Source organism: Streptomyces sp. NPDC054794, assembly GCF_053611585.1.
This window is the reverse complement of record NZ_JBSHAQ010000062.1, coordinates 17,126-38,920: the sequence shown is the minus strand read 5'-3', so window position 1 is coordinate 38,920 and position 21,795 is coordinate 17,126. Positions and strand designations below refer to the sequence as shown.

The following is a 21,795-nucleotide window of genomic DNA, read 5'->3' as shown; positions in this document are numbered from 1 at the left end:
AAGCCCGGCTGGCCCGCGGGCTTGCCCGAGACCCCAACTAATTGCCGTGCAACTTGCTGCCACCGTTCCCGGCTGGCATCCGGCACCGCCGTCTCCGCACCCTGGTGGGCGTGGGCCGTCCACGCTGACGGCCACGGGGACAGCGCGCGCCACGGAATGGGCCCTCCCCTGTGCTCTGCGCGCAGGGAGCGCTCCCATCGCGCCGAGGAGAGACCATGACTGTCGACACGACCAGTACCGCCGTCCAGGGCCTCAAGTACGCCACCCGCCATCTGATCCACTGCCCGACGTCCTGGGAGCACTACCTCCTGGACGCGCCCAGCAGCGGCGAGGAGAACTTCGTCCTGGCCGGCTCGGTGCCCACCGGGCACCCGCTGTTCAACGACGGTCCCGGCCACTTCCACGACGCCCAGTCCGTCACGGAGGAGGTGCGCGAGGTCGGCGAGTTCGTGGGCCACCGGTACTTCGGTGTGCCGCGCGAACGGCCCGGCCTGTTCTACCGGTTCGCGCTCGCCCTGACCGACCTGCGGGCCTGGCGCGTGGCCGACGCGGACCCGCCCCGGATGACGACGCATCTGACCGCGCGGCCCGACCATGTGATCAGCGGCGTGCCCCGGGGGCTGACGTTCGGCGTCGAGGTGCGCATCGACGACGTCCCGTGCTGCACCGGCAGCGCGGGCCTGGTGTTCCTGATGCCGGCGCTGCACCGCAACCACATCGAGCACAGCCGCCGGGCGCTGCGCGCCGCTCCCGAGCTGGACGACGCGCCGGACGGCGCGGGCTGGCCCGTCGACCCGGCCGAGATCGGCCGCCGGGCCCCGGGCAACGTGGTGGTGTGCGAGCCGAGCGTGTCGGCGCAGGGCCGGCTGACGACGTGGATCCTCACCCGGGGGGAGAACCCGGCGCTGGCGCCGTCCGCGGACGGTCAGGTCTCGGGTCTGCTGCTCCTGGAGGCGCTGCGCCAGACGTCGATCCTCACCGCGGGCCGGGCCTGCGGCGTGGACGCCGACCGGGCCGTGGTGGCCGACTGGGACGTGCACTTCCGCGGCTACGCGCAGGCGGGGCTGCCGCTGCGCTGCGTCGCGGTGCCGGGCCCGCTGGAGCGGGATGCCGAGGGCCGTCCCTCGGTGCCGGTGACGCTGACCGTGACACAGCACCGGCGCGCGGTGGCCGAGGCCCGCACGAGCGTCGTGCAGGATCTGTGACGCGGGTGCCGTGATGAGGTTCCGCATCCTCGGCCCGATGGAGATCGAGGGCAGCGCGGGCCCCGGTGTCTCGTACACACCGCGGGCCGCGAAACTGCGCGTGGTTCTGGGGGCGCTGTTGGTGCGCAGCGGCGAAGTGGTGTCCGTACAGGCGTTGACGGACGAGTTGTGGCAGGACGATCCGCCGCGTACCGCGATCACCACGCTCCAGGTGTACATCTCGCAGCTGCGCAAACAACTCAACACCGCCGAGGACGGGTTCGGCCGGGAGACCCTGGTGACCCGGCAGCCCGGCTATGTACTGCGCCTGGATCCGGACCAGTTGGATCTGACCCGGTTCGAGACGCTGCACGCGAGCGGCCGGCGGGCGCTTGAGGCGGGCGACTTCGCGCAGGCGTCGGCCCTGCAGCGGCAGGCGATCGACCTGTGGCGCGGCCCGCTGCTCTCGGACACCCCGCACGGTCCGACCCTCGACGCGGCGGCCGTGCGGCTGGACGAGGCGAACGTGGCCGCCCTGGAGCAACGGATCCGGGCCGACCTGGAGTTGGGCCGTCACCGCGATCTGATCGCCGAGCTGCAGTCGGTGACGACGCGCTATCCGCTGCGCGAGGAGTTCCACGGGCATCTGATGCTGGCGTTGTTCCGGGCGGGCCGGCAGGCGGAGGCGCTGCGCGCGTTCGGGCAGGTGCGGGAGACGCTCGTCGAGGAACTGGCGATCGAACCCGGCCCGGCGCTGCAGCGGCTGCACCAGCGGATCCTGGAGGGCGATGCGGGCCTGCTGGTCGAGGAGGCCGCCGCGCCCGCGGCGGTCACGGTGACGCAGAGCCGCGGCCGGCCCGTGGCGCTGCCCGCCGCCGACCCCGCCTTCACCGGCCGCGAGGACGAACTCGCCCGCGTGGTAGGCCTGTTGGACTCGGCGCCGGCCGGTACGTGTGTCGCCGTGGCCGGTATGCCGGGCGTGGGCAAGACGGCGCTGGCCGTGGAGGCGGCGCACCGGTGCGCGGACGCCTTCCCGGACGGGCGACTCTTCGTCGACCTGGAGCCGGAGCCCGGCCGTCCGCTCACCCCCGCGCAGGCGCTGACGCGGCTGCTGCGGCGGGCGGGCGACAGCGGGCCGCTGCCCGAGGCGGTGGAGGACCTGCGCGACACCCTGCACACCTTCCTGACGGGCCGGCGGCTGCTGCTCGTCCTGGACCACGCGAGCTCCGAGTCGCAGCTGCGCCCGCTGCTGCCCACGGCCGAGGGCTGCCGGGCACTGATCACCATCCGCCGCACACCGGCCTCGCTCGCCACCGTCCGTACGGTGTCACTGGCACCCCTGCCACCGGAGGCGGCCCGCGCGCTGCTGGCGGCGGTCTCGGGTACGGGGGCCGCCCAGAGCGTGGACGACGTACGGCACCGCGCCCCGGGCGGCTCGGACGGGGCGGCCCTCCTGGAGGTCGCCGGGCTGTGCGGCCACCTTCCGCTGGCCCTGCGCGGCGCCGCCGCGCAGCTCGCCGCGCGCCCGCACTGGACGCCGCGGACCCTCGCCGCCCGGCTGCGGGACGCGCGGGACCGCCTTGACGCCCTGCGGGTGGGCGAACTCGACGTGAAGGACGTCCTGGTGCGCGGGTGCGCGGCGGCGACCGCGGAGCAGCAGCGCGCGTTCCGGCTGCTCGCCCTGCTGCCGGACGCCCCGTTCGGTCTCGGTCCGGCGGCGGCGGTGCTCGGCCTCGGAGCGGACGCGGCCGGCCACGCCGTCGAGGGGCTCGTCGACGCGCGCCTCCTGGAGGCCGACGACGCGGGGCACTACCGCTTCCACCCCCTGCTGCGGCTGCTCGCCGTCGAGCTGCTCGCCCGGCACGAGCCGGAGGACTCGGCGCGGGACGCGGCGGGCCGCCTCGCCGAGGCGTACGCGGACACCGTGGCGGGCGCGGGACCCTCGGCCGTCGCGGACACCGGCCTGGTCACCCTGGTCGGGGTGCTCCGCACGGCGCACGCGCACGGCGCCTGGCAGGCGGCGCTGCGGCTGGCCGACTCGCTGTCCGGCGGCCTGGAGTCGCACGCCGCCTGGCCCCACTGGCGGGCCGCGCACACACTCGGCCTGGACGCGGCGCGCCGGGCCCGGGACCGGGCGGGTGAGGCGCGGATGCTGCGCTCGTTGGGCGACCTGGCCTGGCAGCAGCGGGAGTTGGCGCGCTGCGAGGAGCTGTACGAGGCGGCGGCGCGGGCCGCGCGCGGCTGTTCGGACGACCATGAACACGGGCGCGCCCTGGTGGGTCTGGTCGACGTACGGCTCGACGCGGGCGCCTTCGACGAGGCCGGCGCACTCCTCGACACGGCGCTGGGCTCGCTGCCGGACCGGTCCCCGGCCCGCTTCGACGCCCTGCGCGCCGGGGCGCTGCTCGCCCTGGACCTCGGCGACGAGGCGACGGCGACGGCCCGCTTCACGGCCTGCCGCGACCTGGCCACGGCACTGCGCGACCGGCGCCTGGAGGCCTACGCCCGCCGCTGCCTGCGCCGCCTCACGGACACTCCGCACGAGCCGGAGCCGGCGGTCGAGGTACGACCGGGGGTGTGGCGCCTGCGCGAGGCGGCGTGACGCGACGCCGTGGCGAGACCGCGTCCGCGTGCCCGCGCGGGCCGCTCTCCACCTCCCGGGCCCTTGCACGCTCACCGGTGGCAGCCGCACCACGCCAGCCGCCGATCGCATCGCCCTCAACCAGCCCAGGAAACCGATCACACCACGCTCATCCGGCCCGGACATCGAACGCACCACACCCGCCCCAGGAGCCGCAATCGGATCCGGACCGGCGTGATTAAGCCGCGCTTTGCCCGTTCCGGACACTCTGCTCCCAGTCATCTCAAGGGGGAAGCCATGACCGTCGCACAGCAGGCCCCGAGCAGACCCGGAGTTCGCCCGGCACCGACGGACAGCGGACGCCCCCTCGCCGGCCGGGACGCCGAACTCATGGTGCTGCGCGGCAGGTTGGCCGACTCGGACGCCCGTCTGGTGACGCTCACCGGGCCCGGCGGGGTCGGCAAGAGCGCGCTGGCCGCGGCGTTCGAGCCGGCGCCCGGGCAGTTCCGTGGGGTGCGGACGGCGAACCTGGCGCCGGCCGCCTCCGCCGACGAGGCCGCGGCGATCGTGCTGCGGCTGGCGGCCGAGCTGCGCCGCGTCCCGGGGGACGCGGACGCCCTGCTGGTCCTGGACGGCTGCGACCATCACGGCGAGCCGCTCACCACGGTGCTCGGCGAACTCCTCACCCCAGCAGGCCGGTTGACGGCCCTGGCCACCTCCCGCGAGCCGCTGCGCGTCGTGGGCGAGCGGCTGCTGCCGGTGGGCCGGCTGCCGGTGCCGCCGCCGGGCGCCGAGGACCCCGGCGAACTGGCGGACAACGCCTCGGTCGCCCTGTTCACCCGCGCGGCGCGCGACACGGTGCCCGGCTTCGCGCTCACCGAGGAGAACGCGCCCGCCGTCGCCGCCCTGTGCACGCTGCTCGAAGGCCTGCCGCTCGCCCTGGAACTGGCCGCCGGCCGACTGCGGCTGTTCACTCCCCAGGTGCTGCTGGCCCGGCTGCGGCACCGCGGCGGCGCGCTGACGGCGCTGTCCGGCGGCCCCGCGGGCGCGCCCGCCCGGCACCGTTCGCTCGCGGCGCTCGCGGAGTCCGCCGTCGCGGGCCTCAGCCGCGGACAGCTGGCACTGCTCGGCCAACTGGCCGTCTTCGAGCCGGGTTTCGGACTGCCCATGCTCGAACGCGTCTCACCGCTGCCGCGTGCCGACACGGACGTCGTCCTCGACTCGCTGCTCGACCGGAGCCTCGTCGTCGCCCTCGACCAGGAGCAGGGCGAGCCCCGGTTCGCGGTGCCCGAGCCGGTCCGCTCCCACATGGCGGAGGAACTCGCCGCCGACGGCCTGCTGGACGCGGCCCTGGACCGGCACGCCACCGCCTACCGGCAACTGGTCACCACCGTCGAGCCGCGCCTGACCGGCCCCCGGCAGGGCCAGTGGCTGCGGGTGCTCGCCGCCGAACACCCCAACGTCGTGGCCGCGCTGCGCCGCCTGCACCAGTGCGGTGCCGCCGAGGACGTCGCCACGCTGGTGCTCGCGCTGTGCCGGCCCTGGCTCGTGCAGGGTCATCTGCAGGACGGCGTGGAGTGGTGCGAGACCGTCGCCCGGGACGAGACGCCGGGCGCGGACGCGGCGACGCCCCGGCCCGCCCTGTCCGAGCCGCTGCGCGCCCGCCTCGTCGACCTGTCGGCGACGTTCACGCTGGCGCTCGGCGACGCCGATCTCGCCGTACGCCGTCATCGCCGCGCCCTCGCCCTGTGCAAGCGGCTCGGCGACCGGCGGCAGACGGCGCTGGTGTCGGCGCGGATGGGGCTCGCGCTGCTGCGGTTCGACGATCCGGCGGGCGCGGTCGCGGCACTCGGCCCGGCGGTGACCGCCCTGGAGTCCCTGGGCGCGGCCGCCGCGGCGGCGGACGCGACGGTCGCGCTGGCCGCGGCGCTGCGCGCGCAGGGCGATGCCCGCAAGGCCCGGGACCTGCTGGAGAAGGGCCTCGACGCGCACCGCAGGGTCGCGGACGCGCGCGGTCTCGCGGCGGCACTGCGCGAGTGGGCGGCCGCCGCCGGGGAGCGCGACGACACCCGGGGCGCGGCCCGCGCGCTGCGCGAGAGCCTGGAGCTGTACCGCACGCTCGACGAACGCACCGAACTCCCCGGCGCACTAGAGGAGTTGACTCTGCTGCGGCTGCGTACCGACCCGTCGGCGGGCCTGCGGGCGACCCGCACCCTGGCGGCCTGCGCGGCCCTGCGCCGGGCCGTGGGCAGCACCCCGGCCCCGGCCCGCCGGGCCGCCGTCGACGAGACCCTCGACGCGCTGCGTTCCCGGCTGCACCCCACCGGCTACCAGGCGGCCTGGGCCGAGGGCACCCGTATGCTCCCCGGCACCGCCCTGGAGGAGGCGCTGGCCGCGCCCGACCCCGACACGCGCCCGGCGGCCCCCACACCGGAGGCGCAGCCGCTCACCCCGCGCCAGGTGCAGGTGGCGATGCTGGTGGCCGAGGGGCTGACGAACCGCCAGATCGCCTCCCGCCTGGACATTTCGGAGTGGACGGTCGTCAACCACGTACGCCAGATCATGCGCCGGCTGGGCTGTACGTCGCGGCTCCAGGTGGCCTGGTCGGTGGGCCGGTGGACGTGACGACGGACGCCCCCCGGCTGGGTCCGCTGCCGGCCGGATCGAGCGTTCCGCCGCGGGTCGCGGAGCGCTGGCGCGCGGCCGGGCTGTGGCGGGCCGAGGGCTTCGTGCACGACGTGCTGCGCAACGCCGCCGCGCATCCCGACCGCCCGGCCTTCGTCGGACACCGTGCCAACCGTCCCGAGGGGCGGCGGACGGTCATCGTGTCGTACGCCCAACTCGCCGTGTACGTCGACCGGTTCGCGGCGGCGCTGCGTTCGCTCGGGGTGACGGAGGGCGACCCGGTGGCGCTGCACCTGCCCAACTGGTGGGAGGCCGCGGCGCTCACGCTGGCCTGCTGGCGGATCGGTGCCGTGGTGGTGCCGGTGCTGCCCGGGGTGCGGGCACCCGATCTGGAGCGCATCCTGGCCGCCACGCAGGCGCGGGTGTGCGTGGTGCCGGACCGCTGGGAGGAGTACGGGAACGCCGAGGTGCTGGCCGAGCTCGCACACCGGTTGCCGTGGCTGCGGCGCCGGGTGGTGGTCGGCGACGCGGAGGCGACGGGCGCGGTGGACTTCGACGCGTACTTCCTGCGCACCGCCCACGAACGCGGCCCGCACGCCCGCGACCTGCCCCTCTCCCTCGCCTCCCCCGACCGGCCCGCACTGCTGCTGACCGTGATGGGCATGGGCGAGGACCACGGCGCGCTCCTGCACACGGGCAACACGCTGTACGCGGGCCTCGCGGCGCAGGGCGGGACGAAGGCCGCGGCGGCACCGGAACCGGGCCGTCCCGACGGCACCGCCGCCGCCCCTGAGGCGTCCACAGCCCCCGCGGCCTCCGCCCCCGCCGGTGTCTTCGCCTCCCCTCTCCCCCTCGCCTCCCTCGCCGCCCTGCTCTACGCGGTGTGCTGGCCGATCGCGGCCGGGGGTACCGGGGTGTTCCTGGACGTGTGGGATCCGCGGGTCTTCCTCGGCCTGATGGAGTCGGCCCGGGTCGACCGGGTGTACGCCACGCCCGCGCACTGGGCCGAGCTGCTCGCCGCGCAGCGGCAGGAACCGCGCGACCTGTCCGGGCTGCGGACCGCCCTGACCGGCGGGCGCGTCGGCACGCCAGAGGCCCTTCTCAACGCGCTGCGCGAGGAGTTGGGCGTCCCGGTGCACAGCGCGTGGGGAGCGCCCGAGGCGGGGCTGGGTGCTCTGTCGCAAGGGTCCGGGGAACAACCGCTCCCCGGGCTGGAAGTCGCCCTGGCAGCGGGCCGGTTGCGGGTGCGTGGGCCGTCGGTCGCGCTGGCGTCCTGGCGGCACGGGGGTGCCGTCGAGGGGACCTGGGAGCGGTGGGAGGGCTGGCTGGACACGGGCGACGCGGCGACCTCGCCGCGGCCCGGCGAGGTCACCGTGGTGCGCCGGGCGGACGACCGGACCGGCGGCCTGTTCGTCGTGCCGGTGGACGAGTTGGAGGAGGGGCTGCGCGCGCATCCCCGGGTGCGGGAGGCGGCCGTCGTGGAGTACACGGACGCGACGTACGGGGAGATGCCGTGCGCCGTCGTCGTACCCGCGCTCCAGGAGGAGCCGCCGGGCCTGGTGGAACTCCGCGACCATCTCGCCCGCCGCGGCCTGACGGAGGCGTTCCTGCCGACCCGCCTGGAACTGGTCGGCTCCCTCCCCCGAGACCCGAACGGCGAACTCCGCAAGGAGGCCCTGCGCACCTGGCTGACCCGCCTACGCCCCGGCACGCCACGGCCCCGCCCGGAGACACCGGCCTGAACGCCCCGCCCCGGGCGTGCCCGCCGGCACGGAACGTGATGCCCACCCGCATGTGCTGTGGCACCCGCCCACATGTGCCGCAGCGCGTGCCCGGCCACCGGACCGGACCGTGGAGCCCGGGCGCACCGACATCGTCCCCGGCCGCCCATGCCGTCGTGCCTGCGAGCACGAGCCGTGGCACCCACCCGCACGCGCCGCAGCGCCCGCCTGCAGGCCGCAAGAGCCCGGCCGCCCGTGGCATCGTCCTCGGCCGTCTGCGCCGTCGTACCTGCCCGCACGAGCCGCAGTGTCCGCCCGCCCGGCTGTAGAACCTGGCCGCCCGTGCCGCCGCGCCCAGTCACCCTTGCCGTAGCGCCTGCGAGCACGAGCCGTGGCACCCACCCGCACGCGCCGCAGTCCCCCACCGCACGGCCATAGAGTTCAGCCGCCCGTGACATCGTCGCCCGCCACCCGTGCCGAAGCTCGGCCACACGCGCCACGGCGCCAACGCACCCGTGCCGTACGACCCGCCCGCACGAGCCATCGCGCCAACCCGGCCTCAGACCGAAGCCACCCGCAGTCCGAACGACACCAGTTCGCCGCGCCACTCCCCGGTCAGTGCCGCCGTGTCTGCTGTGCGGCCCGCTCGGCCGACCAGTTCGTGGATCATGCGTTCGGCCACGTCGCGTTCGTCGCCGTCGAGGAGCATCTCGCGCAGCAGTTCGGCGTCCCAGGCGTACTCGGGGCCGCCGTCGAGGAAGCCGCGCAGCCGCCAGGCGGCGTGCAGGGCGCTCGCGTACGCCTCGTAGGCGGGGGCCAGTTCGTCGCGGCCCGCCAGCGCGGCGCCCATCAGCAGCGGGGCGCGCAGCGCGTACCAGCCGGCCCGGCAGCCGCTGTCGCAGCCGGACACGCACCGGCCGGGCCACGGGTCGTCTAGGTACGCCGCGGTCATCGCCTCGCGCGCGTACATGCCGACGCAGCGATCGGCCCGCAGTTCGTCCCAGTGCACCCGGGCGGCGCCGGTCAGCCCGGCGGCCAGCCGGTCCGCGCAGGCGACCGCCAGGTCACCGGCGAGCGTCGCGGTGTAGGCGCCGAAGCTCCGCGCGTCGCCGCCCCAGCCGCCGCGCTCGTGCTCGGCCGCGCGCGCCACGTGCAGGGCCGGCATCCCGCGCCGCACGGCCACGTTCTCGTGCACGTCCGCGCGCAACAGCATCGCGGTGTCCAGGAGTTCGAGCGCGGCGGCCGCGTCGACGGCGCGCGGGTCGTCGGGGGTGCCGCCCGCCGCGAGGTACCCGGTGAACAGCACCACGGGACGCACCCGTTCGCCGCCCGCCGCGACCAGCTCGGCCAGGGACTCGACCAGGACGGCGGCGCGGGCGTGCCCCGAGTGGCGCTGGTACTCGTCGTTCAGGAGGGAGCGCAGCCGGGCCTCGACGCGGTCCAGCATCTGCTCGCGCTGTCGCGCGGGAGCCGGCGTCCTGTGGTCCTGATCCGTGATCATGGGGGCCTCCTGCTGGGCTTACGGATTGCGACCGACCCTGCCGGATGCGTGACCCGCCCACAATGCGGGAAGCGGACGTTCCGCGTCGTCAGGAGGCCCACGGCAGGGGCGTACGGCAGCGTCCTGCCATACCCGCCGGCCGCGCGGCCCGACCTTGCCATGCGCTTGCCACAGCCATACGCCGCTTTAGCGCCATGGCCGTATATGGACTCGCTGCTCGACACGCAGACCGGGCGCCGGCCCGGCCACCCGCTCGTCCTCAGGAGATCCCCATGGCGAACAACTCCTCCATGTCGAACAACAGCAACTCGAACGACAACAACAACATCAACAACAACAGCTCGGCGATGGCGAACGACGCCGACGCCCCGCGTCTGCAGAGCGTGACCGCCACGGACATCAACGCGCTCGCCGAGGACCTGTCGATCGTTGCCAACGACAACAACAGCAACAACAACGGCAACATCAACAACAACAACAACTCGAACAACAACAGCAGCAGCAACAACGACAGCAACACCAACAACAGCTTCAACAACTGACCGTGGCACGCCGGCGGGGCGGGGCGCCACAGCCCGCCCCGCAGCACAACGCACAGCACGACACGCAGCACCCGCACGACCTCACCGGCGACCCCCGCGCCGTCGCCGCCTACCGCGACGAGCGCCGACGCCTCCAGCGCGAGGCCGTCCTCGGCACCGGTGAGCTGATCGAGACGCTGCTCGCCGAGCGCCGCGCCCGACTCGCCGCACTGCGGCAAGTGCCCTGGGTCCGGCGCTTGTTCGACGTCACGCACCGTCAGGTGCGACAGGTCGTCGCGGCCCCCCGCTACGCGGCCGTACTGCCGCTGCGCCGCTCCATGCTGGTGCACCTGGCCGAGCTGCCCCTCCCGCTGCCGGCCGACGACCTGATCCTGAGCCACCCCACCCACGCCCCGGCCGCCGAGATCCTCCCGGAGCTCCCCGAACTGCGGCCCTGGCGCGCGCGGGTGCTGCGCATCCTCGCCGAGTCCTCGCTGGCCGAGCGCGACACGCCCTTCCGCACGGTCGGCCCGCCGCACGCCGCCGTGATCCTCGGCGCCGACGGACCCACCGTGGGGGCGCTGGCCGGAGTCGCCCACGAGCTGGGCCACTGCCTGTACGAGCGGGCCCGGCCGGGCACCGGCATCCGGGCCCGGCTCGCCTCGGAGCGCCTCGCGCACCGTCTGGAGGAGTGGCTCACGGCCGCGTATCTGCGGGAGCACGGCAGCCCCGAGGAGTGCCGCCGCTGGTGGCTCTACCAGCGGCAGGTCGACGCCTTCAACCTCCACTACTTCGAGCTGGAGCGCGCCCTGATGTACGAAGAGACGGACTCGGTCGAGGAGTTGACGACCGAGTCCGTCTCCGCGCTGCGCGAGTCCCTGTTCATCGTCCCGGGCTGTCAGGTGGTGTACGCGAGGGCGTCACTGGCCCGGCTGCCCGTCGGCGGCGCGCAGTGAGGCGGGCCGCTGGTCGGTCCACGCGCGGTCGATGTGGTCGAGCACGGCCTGCCGGGACGTCTCCGCGAGGGCCACGTGCCACCCGACGGGCACCTCGGCGGCGGCCGGCCACACCGAGTACTGGCCCTCGTCGTTGATCAGCGCCAGATAGCCGGCGTCGGGATTCTCGAACGGCGTACCGCTCATGGTCGTACTCCTTCTGTTTCTTGCGCCGGGTCCGGTCCTGTGGCTCACGCCAGGTCCAGCGCCTCGCTGAACGGCAGGTCGGCCGGCAGGTCCTGGCGGCGGGTGATGTTGAGCTTCCGGTAGACGCGGGTGAGGTGCTGTTCGACCGTGCTGACGGTGATGTACAGCTTCAGCGCGATCTCCCGGTTGGTGTGGCCGTGCACGGCGAGCAGCGCGACCCGCTTCTCCGACTCGCTGAGTTTCGCGTCGAGTTCGGCGTGCGTCGTCTGCCGGGCCCCCTCGGGCAGGTCGACGGCGCCGGCCCGGCCCGGCAGGATCCGCTCGCGCAGGGTCTGCGCGCCGCACTCCTTGGCCAGGTGCCAGGCGCGCCGGTTGACCATGTTGGCCCGGCCCGGGTCGCCGCACTCCTTGAACGCCTCGCCCAGGTCGGCCATGGCGTACGCGAGTTCGAGCCGATCGCCGGAGCGACGCAGGTCGTCGACGGCGCGGGCGAGCAGCGCGGGCCGCTCGGCGGGCTCACCGAGGGCCGCCTTCAGCCGGAGCGTGAGGCCGTTCACCCAGGGGTGGGCGAGGTCGCGCGAGGCGAGCTGGTCGGCGACGAGCCGGGAGGCCTGGCGGACCTCGCCGAGCTGGAGCAGCGCCTCGGCGGCGTAGGTCCGCCACGGGAGTACGACGGGGCGGTCGAGGCCCCAGCGGCGCATGGCCCGGCCGATGTCGAGGTAGTCGGCGAGCGCGGCCTGGAAGCGGTTGGTGGCGAAGTAGTAGGCGCCGCGTGCCTTCAGGTGGGCGAGCAGGTGCAGGCTCCCGGTGAGCCGCTCCGGTTGCGGGCGGCACACCTCGCGCCCGGCGTCGTCGTGCCGGCCCATGGGGGTGCGGGCCGCGGCCAGGGTGGCGCCCGCCCAGCTGTGGAAGAGGCTGTCGTCGTGCTCGGGCACCGCGGCACGGGCCTGCAGGGCGAGCGTCTCGGCACCGGTCAGGTCGCCCTGGCGCAGCAGCGCCTCGGCCCGGACGAGCGCGAACACGGCCTGCCAGCCGGGCGCGCCGCGGCGGGCCGCCTCGTCCATGTAGGTCTGGGTCCAGGGCAGGGCGCGGCGCGGCCCGTCGAGGTGCAGCAGGGCGCGCAGCGCCTGCAGGACGGGGGCGAGGGTGGTCTCGGCGAGGCTGGTGCGCCGCAGCAGGGCCTCCGCGCTCTCCACGCCGCGCGCCGAACGCTCCCACTCGGGCACGCCCCAGAAGGCCACGGCCCAGCCCGGCCCCTGCCCGGCGGCGGGAGCGGGGTGCGTCGCCGTGGCCGCCGGGGACGCCCTGCGGGAGGTGTGCTCCCGTTGGCGGGGCAGGGTGACGGGCGGGGTGGGGCGCGTTGACCGGTGCGGGAAGGCGGACAGGCCGTCCAGCGGTACGTGCCGCGGGTCGTCCCACGAACTCCCCTCCGCCGTGGTCGTGTTGACGCCGAGTTCCTGGAGCACCCCGGCGACCTCGTCGATCCGGCCCTGGGTGACCAGCAGGCGGGCGAGCCGGGCCGCGACGGCCGCCGGGAGCCGGTCGGCGCGCACGGCGTCGAGCGGCTCGGCCAGCTGTGCCTCGGCGGCGGCCGGGTCGACGGCGAGCTCCGCCGCGGCCAGCGCGGTGCGCAGCTCGGCGCTCTCCGTCTTGTCGTCGGTGCCGGCCAGGGCCGCCCGCAGGCACTCCAGCGCGCGCCGGTGGTCGCCGTCGGCGAGCAGCCGGTCCGCGGCTGCGCGCAGCACCGGTCCGGCCCAGGCGGGCGCCTGATGGCCCACGGCGAGCAGCTGTGCCGCGACGTCGGTGGCCGCGTGGCCCTGGGCGTGGGCGAGTTCGGCGGCTTTTCGGTGGCGGAGCGCGCGTGTCTCGGGGTCGAGATGGTCGAGTACGGCCGCGCGGGCGGCGGGGTGCCGGAAGGCGGTGCCGTCGAGGAGGCCGGCGGCATCCAGGGCGTCCAGGCAGGCCCGTACGTCGGCCTCGGGCAGGTCGAGCAGGCCGGCGATCGCGGGCGGTGCGGCGAGGGTGCCGAGGACGGCGACGGCCGCCGCGACGTCCTCGGTACGGCCGCCGCAGCGCCGCAGACAGGCGAGGAAGGCCTGGACGAAGGCCCGCCCGGGCCCGCCGTCCTCGGTCAGCGCCCGCAGTAACAGCGGGTTCCCGCCGGTGAGCGCGTGCGCCTCGCCAGGGGTCGGGCGCGCGTCGGGGTCCCGCTCCAGGGCCGCCGCGACGTCCTGCCGGGTCAGCGGTTCGAGCCGTATCCGCACGAAGCCGGGCCGGCGCAGCAGGTCAGTGCCGAGCTCCGGGTCGTCGGTGCGCTCGTGCAGCGATTCGGCGAACACCAGCAGGACCCTGGCCTGCCGCAGTCTGCCCGCCAGATGGAGCAGATAGCGTCGGGACGGCTCGTCGACGAGATGGAGGTCGTCGACGCAGATCGCCACCGGCGTGCGCTCGGCGAGCCGTCCCACCGCGGTGGCGAAGGCCTGCCGGGCCGCGACGCGTCCGGCCCCGGCCGTCGCCGCGTCGGGGTCGAGCGGTACGGCGTCGAACGCGCCCTCGGGAGCCGCGGCGGCCAACTGGCCCACCACTCCGAGGGGAATATGCCGCTCGGCCCTCGTCCCCTCCGCGCGCAGCAACAACACCCCGGCCCGCGCCGTCATTTCAGTTACGGATTCAATCAACTCCGTCTTACCGCAGCCCACCGCGCCCTCGACGAGCACGATCCGGGCGGCCCCGTCGACCGCCTCCCGTACCGCGGATTCCAGCAAGCGGATTTGCTTTTCCCGATCCAGATACATCGCCGCCGCCTCACATCCCCCGTTGGTCAAGGAGCCGAAAATCCATCGGGAATTCCAGGCGTACTGCCGGAAACGTTCCCCAAGACTTTCTCCAGTCGCCCCCATGACTTCCCCAAGACAGCGCAAAGCAATTCCTTTGCGCGGGGCAACCGTCCTTCAAGACGCCAAGTCTACGAGGCCAGTTGGCCCGCCCCGGTGGCCGAAAGCTGCACGGCAGCAAGTCCCGTCCAGGGCCGCTCTGCGCGTCGTCGGGTCGCTGTCAAGCGGGCAGAATCCGCCGCGGGACGTCCCTGCGGTGGCCGGGGCGGCGCCACTCGCGCGGGTAGCCGACCGAGACCTCCTCGAAGCGCACGCCGTCGTGGAACGTCGTGCGGGGGATGTGGAGATGGCCGTACACGACTGCGGTGGCGCGGAACCGCAGGTGCCAGTCGGCGGTCAGCTCGGTGCCGCACCACTGGGCGAACTCGGGGTGGCGCAGGACGTCGGTGGGGGTGCGCACCAGCGGGAAGTGGTTGACCAGCACGGTCGGCAGGCTCGGGTCGCAGGCGGCGAGCCGCCGCTCGGTCTCGGCGACCCGCGCCCGGCACCAGGCGTCGCGGCTCGGGTACGGGTCGGGGTGCAGCAGGAACTCGTCGGTGCACACGACCCCGGCCGCGTAGGCCTGGTCCAGCGACTCCTGCCGGGTGGCGGCGGTGGGGGTGCGGAAGGTGTAGTCGTACAGGAGGAACAGCGGCGCCACGACGACGGGGCCGCCGGGCCCGCACCAGACCGGGTACGGGTCCTCCGGGGTGTGCACGCCGAGGCCCCGGCAGATCTCCACGAGCCGGCGGTAGCGGGCGTCGCCGCGCAGCTGCACGGGGTCCTCGTGGGCGGTCCACAGATCGTGGTTCCCGGGCGCCCACACGACCCGCGCCCAGCGCTCGCTGAGCACGCCCAGCGCCCACTCCACGTCGGAGAGCAGTTCCCCCACGTCCCCCGCGACCACCAGCCAGTCCCCGGGCCCGTCCGGCCGAACCGCGTCCAGGACCCGCCGGTTCTCCGCGAACGCCACGTGCAGATCACTGATGGCCATCAACTGTCCGTGACCCATTCACCCGACCCTAGGCCGACCCCGCCAACCCCGAGTACCCCTCAACCCCCCTAAGCGCCACCCACCCAGGGGCGCGGGGAACCGCGCGCTCAACCCCCACCGCCCCGCAGCCGAATGACAACCGCATAGCAACCCCCACCCCCAACCCCCTCCACCTAGCAGAGGACAGGGGCTTTCCACCCCCCGAGACCACCAGTACCGCCCCCCAAGCCCCCCACGCGTTGAGCCCAGCGGCAGCGCCACCGCACGGTGAGGACACAGCCGCCGCCCGCCCGGCAGCGGCCCGTCCGACAAGGGTGATCCCCATGATCGAATCGCTGCTCCCGGCCGAGGTCGCCGCCGTCGACACGACCGTCGACCGCATCGACGTCACCCTCTTCCCGGGCGAGGAGGCCCAGATCGCCCGGGCCGTCGAGACGCGGCGCCGGGAGTACACCACGGCCCGCTGGTGCGCCCGGCGCGCCATGGCGGCCCTCGGCCAGGAGGCCGTCCCGGTGCTGCCGGGCCTGCGCGGCGCGCCGCAGTGGGCGCCCGGGCTCGTCGGCTCCATCACCCACTGCGCCGGCTACCGGGGCGCCGCCCTGGCCCGCGCCGACGAGATCGCCGCGCTGGGCATCGACGCCGAGCCCAACCAGCCGCTGCCGGAGGGGATCCTGGAGTCGATCGCGCTGCCGCAGGAGCGGTCCTGGGTGCACCGGCTGCTGCGCACCCTGCCCCAGGTCCGCTGGGACCGGCTGCTGTTCTCCATGAAGGAGAGCGTCTACAAGTCGTACTTCCCGCTCACCGGGCACACCCTGGAGTTCGAGGACGCGCTGCTCACCGTGGATGCGGAGCGCGGCACGTTCCGCGCGGCGCTGCTCAACGACCCCGCGGCGCGGCCGGGTTCGGCGCGGCGCGTTCTCACCGGCCGCTTCTCGGCCACGCACGGGGTGATCCTGAGCGCGATCGCGGTACCCGCCGTGCGGCACGCGAAGCTCGCCCACACGACGGCAGGCGCCCCCCTGTCGGTCTGAACAGGGAAGGCGCCTGCCGGAGAACGGGCTGCGCAAGCGGGGTGTCTAGCCCCAGCGGTCGTCACCCTCCACGACGTAGGTGGCGGCGGTCGAAACCGTTCCCAGGTGCGCATCGGCCCGGTTGGTGTGGTCGTGCTGCCCGAAGAGCACGGCTCCGGTAAACAACACACCAAGAGCACTACCCAAAGCTGCACTACGAGCGACGATGTTGATCATGCTAGTCATGACGTGCACGTTTCCCCCTGCAGGCTCGATGTCTCTGCGCTCCGAACGGGAAGGATCGTCATGAGCTGGAGCCTCTCGCTCACCGATGGCCTCTCCCGCCGCCAGGAACACCTTCTCGAATCTCTTGAGCGAAACCCAAGCGATATGCGATGGCTCAAAGCTGCACGGCAACAACTGCACTCAAGCACCTCGTGGTTCGGGTGCGCGGAATGAGTTCTTCCCATTCCGAATTCGCCGAGCTGGACGACATCAGTGCCGCGGCATACGGACACGCCGTTGAATTGGGCCGCTTCATACGCGCGGATATCGCCCAGCGACTGGCCCTCTCCCCGGCCGAGGTCGAGCACGCGGAGAAGGTGCTGACCCTGCTGCGCCTGCTGCAGCCGATGCCGGGCGACCCGAACGTGCTCGTCCCCGTGGGCCCCGACGTCGCCACCGCCGATCTGGTGAGCTCGGCCGAGAAGCAGATCAGCGTCCTCCAGCAGGCGGTCACCGACGTCCGCAGCCGTCTGATGTCGCTGACTCCCGTCTACTTCGAGGGCCGCCGCCTGCGCAACCGGCTGGAGGCCATAGACGTCATCACCGACCCCGACACCGTGCAGTCCATGCTCGACCACTTCAGCACGCACTGCCGTCAGGAGATGGCGTCCGTCGCCCCGGGCGGCGCCCGCCCCGGCGCGCTGCTGCAGGCGGCCCGTGCGTCGGCCCTGGGCATGCGCGAGCGCGGCGTCGCCATCCGCACCGTCTACCAGCACACCGCGCGCAGCGACCTCGCCACGCGCGCGTACGTGCGTGACGTGACCGCGGCCGGCGTGGAGGTGCGTACCGCCGACCAGGTCATCGACCGGATCCTCATCTACGACCGGGAGACGGTGTTCCTGCCCACGCACGGCCACCACGACGACGTGCACTACGCGAGCGGCGGCGCCATCGTCGTCCGGGAGCCCACCCTGGTCGCGTTCGTCTACACCGTCTTCGAGCACCTGTGGGACAGCGCGACCCCGTTCGTCCCGGACACCTCGCGCACGCCCTCCACCGCCGACGACCTCAAGCAGTCGATCCTGCGCCTGATGGCCAAGGGCTACAAGGACGAGATGGTGGCGCGGCGGCTCGGCATGTCGGTGCGCACCTGCCGCCGTCACATCTCGGAGATCACCGAGGAGCTGGAGGCCACCAGCCGCTTCCAGGCGGGCTACAACGTGGCGATCTCCGGCATGCTCGACCAGCACACCCGACAGGAGACCGAGTCCGGCTGAGCCTCACCTCTCGCCCAGTGCGTCCTCGACGGCCTCCACACAGTCCTCGTCGAGCATCGTGGTGATGTCCGTGTCGGCCGGCGGGCCGAACCCGGCGTCGTAGACGGCCGCGCTGACGCAGTAGCCGCTGGCCAGCGGGAAGGTACGGAAGGCCCATTCGTCCCCGGTGCCCGCGGTGCCGTCGGGACGCTGCACCCGTACCGGCTTGCCGTCGGGGCCGAAGCCGAACTCGGTGAACCGGAACTGCATGCCCTGCCCGATCGCCTTGCTGTACGCCTCCTTCAGCGTCCACAGCCGCACCAGGGACGGGTTGCGCTGCTCCTCCGGCAGCGCGGCGAGCGTCACCATCTCGTACGGGGTACACACGTGCCGCCCGAGGCCGCTGCCGTACATCTGCCGGTCGGCGCGCTCGGCATCCACGCCGATCAGACCCCGGGTGGTCAGGCCGACGAACAGCAGGTCGTCGGTGTGGCTGAGGCTGATGTCGACCTGGTCGCAGCCGCGCAGATACGGCCGTCCGGTGGGCCCGTACGCCAGCTCCAGGGCGTCCGGGTCGCCGCGCAGCACCACGGCCGCCGCGGACTTGAGCAGCACCCGGGAGGCGGCGTACCGGTCGCGCACATCGGTGTGGGCGAGGCCGAGGTAGCGCGACCAGTCGCGGCCCAGCAGCCTGCGCAGCCCGTCGCCGGCGGGCAACTGGGGCTGCAGGACGGGGCGGTGGGCGTACAGCAGCGCGGTGCCGCACGCCTTCAGATCCGCCCTCACCCGGTCCCACGCGGCGTCGTCGACACCCACCTCGACGGGAGCGCCGAGCGGCGGTCCGAGCGTGGAATTGCCGGGGACGGTCATGCCTGTGCCTCCACCCTGCTCTGTTCCTGGTTCTGTTCCTGCGGTCGTTCCTGGCTCCGGCCGCCGACCTGCTCCAGCACGACCGTATGGATCTCGGTGAGCGTGCGGGCCTGCAGAACGGGGCTCAGCGACAGCCGCCGGCCGGTCTCCTCCTCCATCAGCGTGACCAGCCTGAGGAGGTGGAGGGAGTCCCAGCGGGGCAGGTTCACCAGGCTCTCGCCGGCCTCCCGCGCCGTGACGTCCAGGCCGAGTTCCTCCCGGAGCAGGGCGAGAAACCCGTCGAGGGTGTCGATCGCGCTCATGTGTGCCTCCTGCCGTCGGCGCCGGTGGTCAGCGTCCCGGTGATCCGCACGTGCTCCGGCGGGGCGGGCAGCCGGCGCAGGTCGTGCCGGAACAGCAGCGCCCCGTCGCGCTCCCCGGCCGCGGTGAAGCCGAGCGCGGGGTAGAAGTCGCGGACCCGGGCGTTCTTCGCGGTGGGCCGGTACGCGGCGAGCACCGCGCGGTGCCCGGTGTCGCGGGCGTGCGCCAACACGGCGGCGAGCAGGGCCTGTTCGATGCCCCGGGCCAGGACGCGGCAGCTGAGCCACGCGTTGTCGAGGCGCAGCGCGTCGCCCTCGCGGGTGGCGAGGAGCGCGCCGGTCAGGCCGTTCTCGCCGAACCGGTCGGCGGTGCGCGCCGCCAGCAGTGTCCGGTCCGGGTCCGTGACGGCCCGGGCCACCTCGGGTGGGGTGAGGCGGAGCCCGGTGAGGTTGAACTGGTTGGTGCGCTGTGTCAGTTGGGCGAGCCGCTCGTGCTCGTGGGCGCGCGGCGCGCAGAGATCGACGTGGACGCCGAGGCCGCGCAGGAACTCCTCGTGCGAGCCGGACTCGGCGCGCAGCGCGGCGCGGGCGCCCGCGCCGCGGTAGTGGCCGGCCCGGGCCCGGTCCTCCTCGGTGACCGCGAGTGTGTCGAACCAGCCGTCGGCGAGCAGCCGTTGTACGTGCAGGGCGGGCTCGTCGTCGAGGGGGACCACGGCGGCACGCACGCCCGAGTGGCGCACCTCGGCGCGCTCGGCGGGCGAGTCGTCGGCGAACACCAGCGCGTCGTCCCCGATGCCCAGCGCGTCGGCCACGGCGGCCAGGTGTCCGCTCTTGGGCTCCCAGTCGGCGTGCACGGAGGCGAAGTCCCCTTCCCGCAGCACGAGGTCGGGGTGGGTGCGCAGCGCCTCCAGGACGGCACCGCGCTCGTTCTTGCTGCTGACGGCGAGCAGCACACCCTGGGCGGCGAGCTGCCGTACGGTCCGCTGGAACGCGCCGAACGCCTCGCCGCGCAGCGTCCCCGCGGCGGCGAGCGCCTCGGCCCCGTCGTCGGCGAGCACGCCGTCCCACAGGGTGTGGTCGAGGTCCAGGACCAGGCACTTGCGGGTCCGGCCCGTCAACGCGCGGGTCAGATGGGCGACTTCGCGGGCGTAGGCGTCGAGCAGCCCGGCGCCGATGCGGGCGCCGGCGTACTGGGCCAGGCGCGCGTCGGCGACCGGACCGCAGGCGGCGATCAGCGGGTCGAGGTCGAGCACGACGACGCCGTCGGCCTCGACCCCCAGCCGCAGCAGCCGTGCGTTGAACTCCCGCCACACCACGCCCAGCCGGGCCCGGGACCGGTGGTCGACGAGCTGGTGGGTGCGCTCGCGGGGCAGCGGCAGGGTGTTGAGCACGAGGGTGCCGCCACCGGCGCGGCGCCGCACCAGGCCCTCGATGCGCGCCGCGACCTCGTCCGCGGCCCGTGCGACGTCCTCGGGCCCCCACACCGCGGGCACCTCGGCGAAGACGGTGGTGTCGTCCAGCAGGCACAGCGCCAGGTCGACGGCGATGCCGTGGAAGACCCCGGACGGGTCGGTGAGGTCCCGCAGATAGGCGCCGTGGTCGCCGACGACGGCGTTCACCAGGAGCCCGTGCCGGGCCAGTTCGCCGACCAGTGGCTCGACGACGTCCGCGGCCGTGGACTGCCCGGTGACCGCCACGGTCACCCGGGACAGGTCCGGGTGCCGGGCCAGGACCGCGTCCCGGTCGGCCCGGGCGAGCAGCCGCCCGGCCCGCCGCGCCCAGTCCGGCCGGGCCCCGGGATCGTCGGCCAGCTCGGCGAGGAGTGGCGCGACCTCGTCGTACGCCGTCTCCAGCCGTCCCTGCGCGGCGAGCTCCCGGAGCCGTTCCAGGGGCTCGCCGCGCGTCGTCGTGCGCACCGGCACCGCCATCGCCTACACCTTCTCCAGGCCGAGCCCGGTCTTGATCCACTTGCTCGACTCCACGGCGATCGCGAGCGCCCGGCCGCCGGTGGGCAGGTCCGGGAGCAGCCGGGCCAGCTGGAGCAGGACCAGGGCGTTGCCGGTGTTGCCGGTCTCGGCGACGCAGGACACCTCCTTGGCGCCGGGCACGTCGAGGTGCTCGGTGATCCGCTCGGTCATCCGGCCCGACAGCTGCGGCGGCAGCAGGAAGTCCAGGTCGTCGGGGGTCCACTCCAGCTGGTCGAGGAGTTCCCAGAGGATCTCGCGGGCCATGGTCGGCACGGACTCCTCGATGGCCTTGTAGTCCTCGACGAGCATGGGGCGGTCGCTGTGGCGGTCACTGATCCCGTACCAGTCGACGGTCTGCCCCGGCGGGCGGCCGAGGCCGGTGAAGCGGTTGAGGACGCCCCTGACCGCTACGCGTTCGGCCACCGGTTCGGCGGTCAGCACCGCCGCGCCCGCGCCATCGCCGAACAGCACGTAGTTGACGAGCTCCTCGGTGGGCACCCGGGCCACGTCGCGGTGCGGGTCGAGGTGGCGGTGCGTGACGTCGCCGCCGATCACCAGCCCGGCGCGGGCGCCGCCGGCGATCAGGGTGCGGCCCAGGTCGAGGGCCTGGACGGCGCCCGCGCAGCCGGACTGGATCTGGAAGGCGGGCAGGTACATCAGCCCGAGCCGGTCGGCGACCTCGCTGGCCGTGGTGGGCAGCAGCGTGTCCGGGGTCGCGGTGGCGAGCAGCACGAACTCGATGTCGACCGGGTCGAGTCCGGCGGCGTCGATGGCCGCGCCGCCGGCCTGTGCGCACAGGTCGGCGAGGGTGTGCCGGACCTGTCCCGTCGCCAGGTCCCAGCCGAAGTGCCGGGTGCGGGTGCCGACGAAGATGTCGACCCACTCCTCGCTGACCCCGAGGGCCCTGCCGAGCGTCGCGTTGTCCACGGGCGGGCCGGGCAGCGCGCTTCCGGTCGCCGCGAGATAGGCCGTCGCGCTCACGCGCAGACTCCTTCCGGTTGCGGGCCGTTGAGCACGGCCTCATCG

17 protein-coding genes are annotated in these 21,795 nt (G+C 74.5%); 8 read left to right on the top strand and 9 right to left on the bottom strand.

Annotation, left to right across the window (positions count from 1 at the left end; genetic code table 11):
* Nucleotides 1-215: 215 nt before the first annotated feature.
* The 4 genes from ACWGKT_RS41085 (at nucleotide 216) to ACWGKT_RS41070 (ending at nucleotide 8,132) form a co-directional block, all read left to right on the top strand.
* On the top strand, nucleotides 216-1,205 hold the full coding sequence (locus ACWGKT_RS41085) for an AfsA-related hotdog domain-containing protein (RefSeq protein ID WP_453277702.1): 990 nt from the start codon (nucleotides 216-218) through the stop codon (nucleotides 1,203-1,205).
* 13 nt (nucleotides 1,206-1,218) lie between these two features.
* Entirely contained in the window at nucleotides 1,219-3,786 is a 2,568-nt protein-coding gene (locus ACWGKT_RS41080) for a BTAD domain-containing putative transcriptional regulator (protein WP_453277701.1), read from the top strand.
* 276 nt (nucleotides 3,787-4,062) lie between these two features.
* Complete coding sequence (locus ACWGKT_RS41075) at nucleotides 4,063-6,390, top strand: ATP-binding protein (RefSeq protein WP_453277700.1); 2,328 nt, start codon at nucleotides 4,063-4,065, stop codon at nucleotides 6,388-6,390.
* Entirely contained in the window at nucleotides 6,381-8,132 is a 1,752-nt protein-coding gene (locus ACWGKT_RS41070) for an AMP-binding protein (protein WP_453277699.1), read from the top strand. The genes ACWGKT_RS41075 and ACWGKT_RS41070 overlap by 10 nt, the downstream gene beginning before the upstream one ends.
* A 538-nt stretch (nucleotides 8,133-8,670) precedes the next feature.
* On the opposite strand, the gene ACWGKT_RS41065 is transcribed toward ACWGKT_RS41070, so the two are convergent.
* Complete coding sequence (locus ACWGKT_RS41065; RefSeq protein WP_356150760.1) at nucleotides 8,671-9,612, bottom strand: polyprenyl synthetase family protein; 942 nt, start codon at nucleotides 9,610-9,612, stop codon at nucleotides 8,671-8,673.
* Between the two features lie 272 nt (nucleotides 9,613-9,884).
* On the opposite strand from ACWGKT_RS41065, the gene ACWGKT_RS41060 reads away from it, so the two are divergent.
* Together ACWGKT_RS41060 and ACWGKT_RS41055 are read left to right on the top strand one after the other, a co-directional pair.
* Nucleotides 9,885-10,154, top strand: a complete 270-nt coding sequence (locus ACWGKT_RS41060; RefSeq protein ID WP_453277698.1) for a hypothetical protein — start codon at nucleotides 9,885-9,887, stop codon at nucleotides 10,152-10,154.
* Nucleotides 10,155-10,156: 2 nt separating this feature from the next.
* Nucleotides 10,157-11,089 carry a hypothetical protein gene (locus ACWGKT_RS41055; RefSeq protein WP_453277697.1) on the top strand — a complete coding sequence of 311 codons (933 nt, stop codon included), beginning with the start codon at nucleotides 10,157-10,159 and terminating at the stop codon, nucleotides 11,087-11,089.
* Here ACWGKT_RS41055 and ACWGKT_RS41050 read toward each other — a convergent pair.
* From ACWGKT_RS41050 to ACWGKT_RS41040, 3 genes are all read right to left on the bottom strand, one after another.
* A complete protein-coding gene (locus ACWGKT_RS41050) occupies nucleotides 11,054-11,275 on the bottom strand; it encodes an MbtH family protein (protein WP_453277696.1) in 222 nt (73 codons plus the stop codon). The genes ACWGKT_RS41055 and ACWGKT_RS41050 overlap by 36 nt on opposite strands.
* Before the next feature lie 44 nt (nucleotides 11,276-11,319).
* A complete protein-coding gene (locus ACWGKT_RS41045) occupies nucleotides 11,320-14,070 on the bottom strand; it encodes a helix-turn-helix transcriptional regulator (protein WP_453277695.1) in 2,751 nt (916 codons plus the stop codon).
* A 259-nt stretch (nucleotides 14,071-14,329) separates the two neighbouring features.
* Complete coding sequence (locus ACWGKT_RS41040; protein ID WP_356150750.1) at nucleotides 14,330-15,160, bottom strand: metallophosphoesterase family protein; 831 nt, start codon at nucleotides 15,158-15,160, stop codon at nucleotides 14,330-14,332.
* Between the two features lie 305 nt (nucleotides 15,161-15,465).
* Between ACWGKT_RS41040 and ACWGKT_RS41035 the strand changes: the two genes are divergently transcribed.
* Entirely contained in the window at nucleotides 15,466-16,173 is a 708-nt protein-coding gene (locus tag ACWGKT_RS41035) for a 4'-phosphopantetheinyl transferase family protein (protein ID WP_453277694.1), read from the top strand.
* A gap of 45 nt (nucleotides 16,174-16,218) precedes the next feature.
* Here the strand turns inward: ACWGKT_RS41035 and ACWGKT_RS41030 are convergent, their stop codons facing one another.
* Nucleotides 16,219-16,578: a hypothetical protein gene (locus ACWGKT_RS41030; protein WP_356150746.1), complete on the bottom strand. Its 360-nt coding sequence runs from the start codon at nucleotides 16,576-16,578 to the stop codon at nucleotides 16,219-16,221.
* A 29-nt stretch (nucleotides 16,579-16,607) separates the two neighbouring features.
* On the opposite strand from ACWGKT_RS41030, the gene ACWGKT_RS41025 reads away from it, so the two are divergent.
* Nucleotides 16,608-17,654 (top strand): LuxR C-terminal-related transcriptional regulator, encoded by a 1,047-nt coding sequence (locus tag ACWGKT_RS41025; RefSeq protein WP_453277693.1) that lies wholly within the window; start codon nucleotides 16,608-16,610, stop codon nucleotides 17,652-17,654.
* 3 nt (nucleotides 17,655-17,657) lie between these two features.
* On the opposite strand, the gene ACWGKT_RS41020 is transcribed toward ACWGKT_RS41025, so the two are convergent.
* Genes ACWGKT_RS41020 through ACWGKT_RS41005 form a run of 4 tightly spaced genes read right to left on the bottom strand, consistent with a single transcriptional unit; the run spans nucleotide 17,658 to nucleotide 21,756 of the window.
* Complete coding sequence (locus tag ACWGKT_RS41020; protein WP_235454943.1) at nucleotides 17,658-18,503, bottom strand: 4'-phosphopantetheinyl transferase family protein; 846 nt, start codon at nucleotides 18,501-18,503, stop codon at nucleotides 17,658-17,660.
* Entirely contained in the window at nucleotides 18,500-18,805 is a 306-nt protein-coding gene (locus tag ACWGKT_RS41015) for an acyl carrier protein (protein WP_453277692.1), read from the bottom strand. Before ACWGKT_RS41015 ends, ACWGKT_RS41020 begins: the two co-directional genes overlap by 4 nt.
* Nucleotides 18,802-20,730, bottom strand: a complete 1,929-nt coding sequence (locus ACWGKT_RS41010; RefSeq protein ID WP_453277691.1) for an HAD-IIIC family phosphatase — start codon at nucleotides 20,728-20,730, stop codon at nucleotides 18,802-18,804. The genes ACWGKT_RS41015 and ACWGKT_RS41010 overlap by 4 nt, the downstream gene beginning before the upstream one ends.
* Before the next feature lie 3 nt (nucleotides 20,731-20,733).
* Nucleotides 20,734-21,756, bottom strand: a complete 1,023-nt coding sequence (locus ACWGKT_RS41005; protein WP_453277711.1) for a 3-oxoacyl-ACP synthase III family protein — start codon at nucleotides 21,754-21,756, stop codon at nucleotides 20,734-20,736.
* Nucleotides 21,757-21,795: the final 39 nt, after the last annotated feature.

What these genes read in the sequence shown, in the direction of transcription:
- ACWGKT_RS41085 (WP_453277702.1), top strand. Translation starts at nt 216, where the DNA reads ATGACTGTCGACACGACCAGTACCGCCGTCCAGGGCCTCAAGTACGCC.
- ACWGKT_RS41080 (WP_453277701.1), top strand. Translation starts at nt 1,219, where the DNA reads ATGAGGTTCCGCATCCTCGGCCCGATGGAGATCGAGGGCAGCGCGGGC.
- ACWGKT_RS41075 (WP_453277700.1), top strand. Translation starts at nt 4,063, where the DNA reads ATGACCGTCGCACAGCAGGCCCCGAGCAGACCCGGAGTTCGCCCGGCA.
- ACWGKT_RS41065 (WP_356150760.1), bottom strand. Translation starts at nt 9,612, where the DNA reads ATGATCACGGATCAGGACCACAGGACGCCGGCTCCCGCGCGACAGCGC.
- ACWGKT_RS41060 (WP_453277698.1), top strand. Translation starts at nt 9,885, where the DNA reads ATGGCGAACAACTCCTCCATGTCGAACAACAGCAACTCGAACGACAAC.
- ACWGKT_RS41050 (WP_453277696.1), bottom strand. Translation starts at nt 11,275, where the DNA reads ATGAGCGGTACGCCGTTCGAGAATCCCGACGCCGGCTATCTGGCGCTG.
- ACWGKT_RS41045 (WP_453277695.1), bottom strand. Translation starts at nt 14,070, where the DNA reads ATGTATCTGGATCGGGAAAAGCAAATCCGCTTGCTGGAATCCGCGGTA.
- ACWGKT_RS41040 (WP_356150750.1), bottom strand. Translation starts at nt 15,160, where the DNA reads ATGGGTCACGGACAGTTGATGGCCATCAGTGATCTGCACGTGGCGTTC.
- ACWGKT_RS41035 (WP_453277694.1), top strand. Translation starts at nt 15,466, where the DNA reads ATGATCGAATCGCTGCTCCCGGCCGAGGTCGCCGCCGTCGACACGACC.
- ACWGKT_RS41025 (WP_453277693.1), top strand. Translation starts at nt 16,608, where the DNA reads ATGAGTTCTTCCCATTCCGAATTCGCCGAGCTGGACGACATCAGTGCC.
- ACWGKT_RS41020 (WP_235454943.1), bottom strand. Translation starts at nt 18,503, where the DNA reads ATGACCGTCCCCGGCAATTCCACGCTCGGACCGCCGCTCGGCGCTCCC.
- ACWGKT_RS41015 (WP_453277692.1), bottom strand. Translation starts at nt 18,805, where the DNA reads ATGAGCGCGATCGACACCCTCGACGGGTTTCTCGCCCTGCTCCGGGAG.
- ACWGKT_RS41010 (WP_453277691.1), bottom strand. Translation starts at nt 20,730, where the DNA reads ATGGCGGTGCCGGTGCGCACGACGACGCGCGGCGAGCCCCTGGAACGG.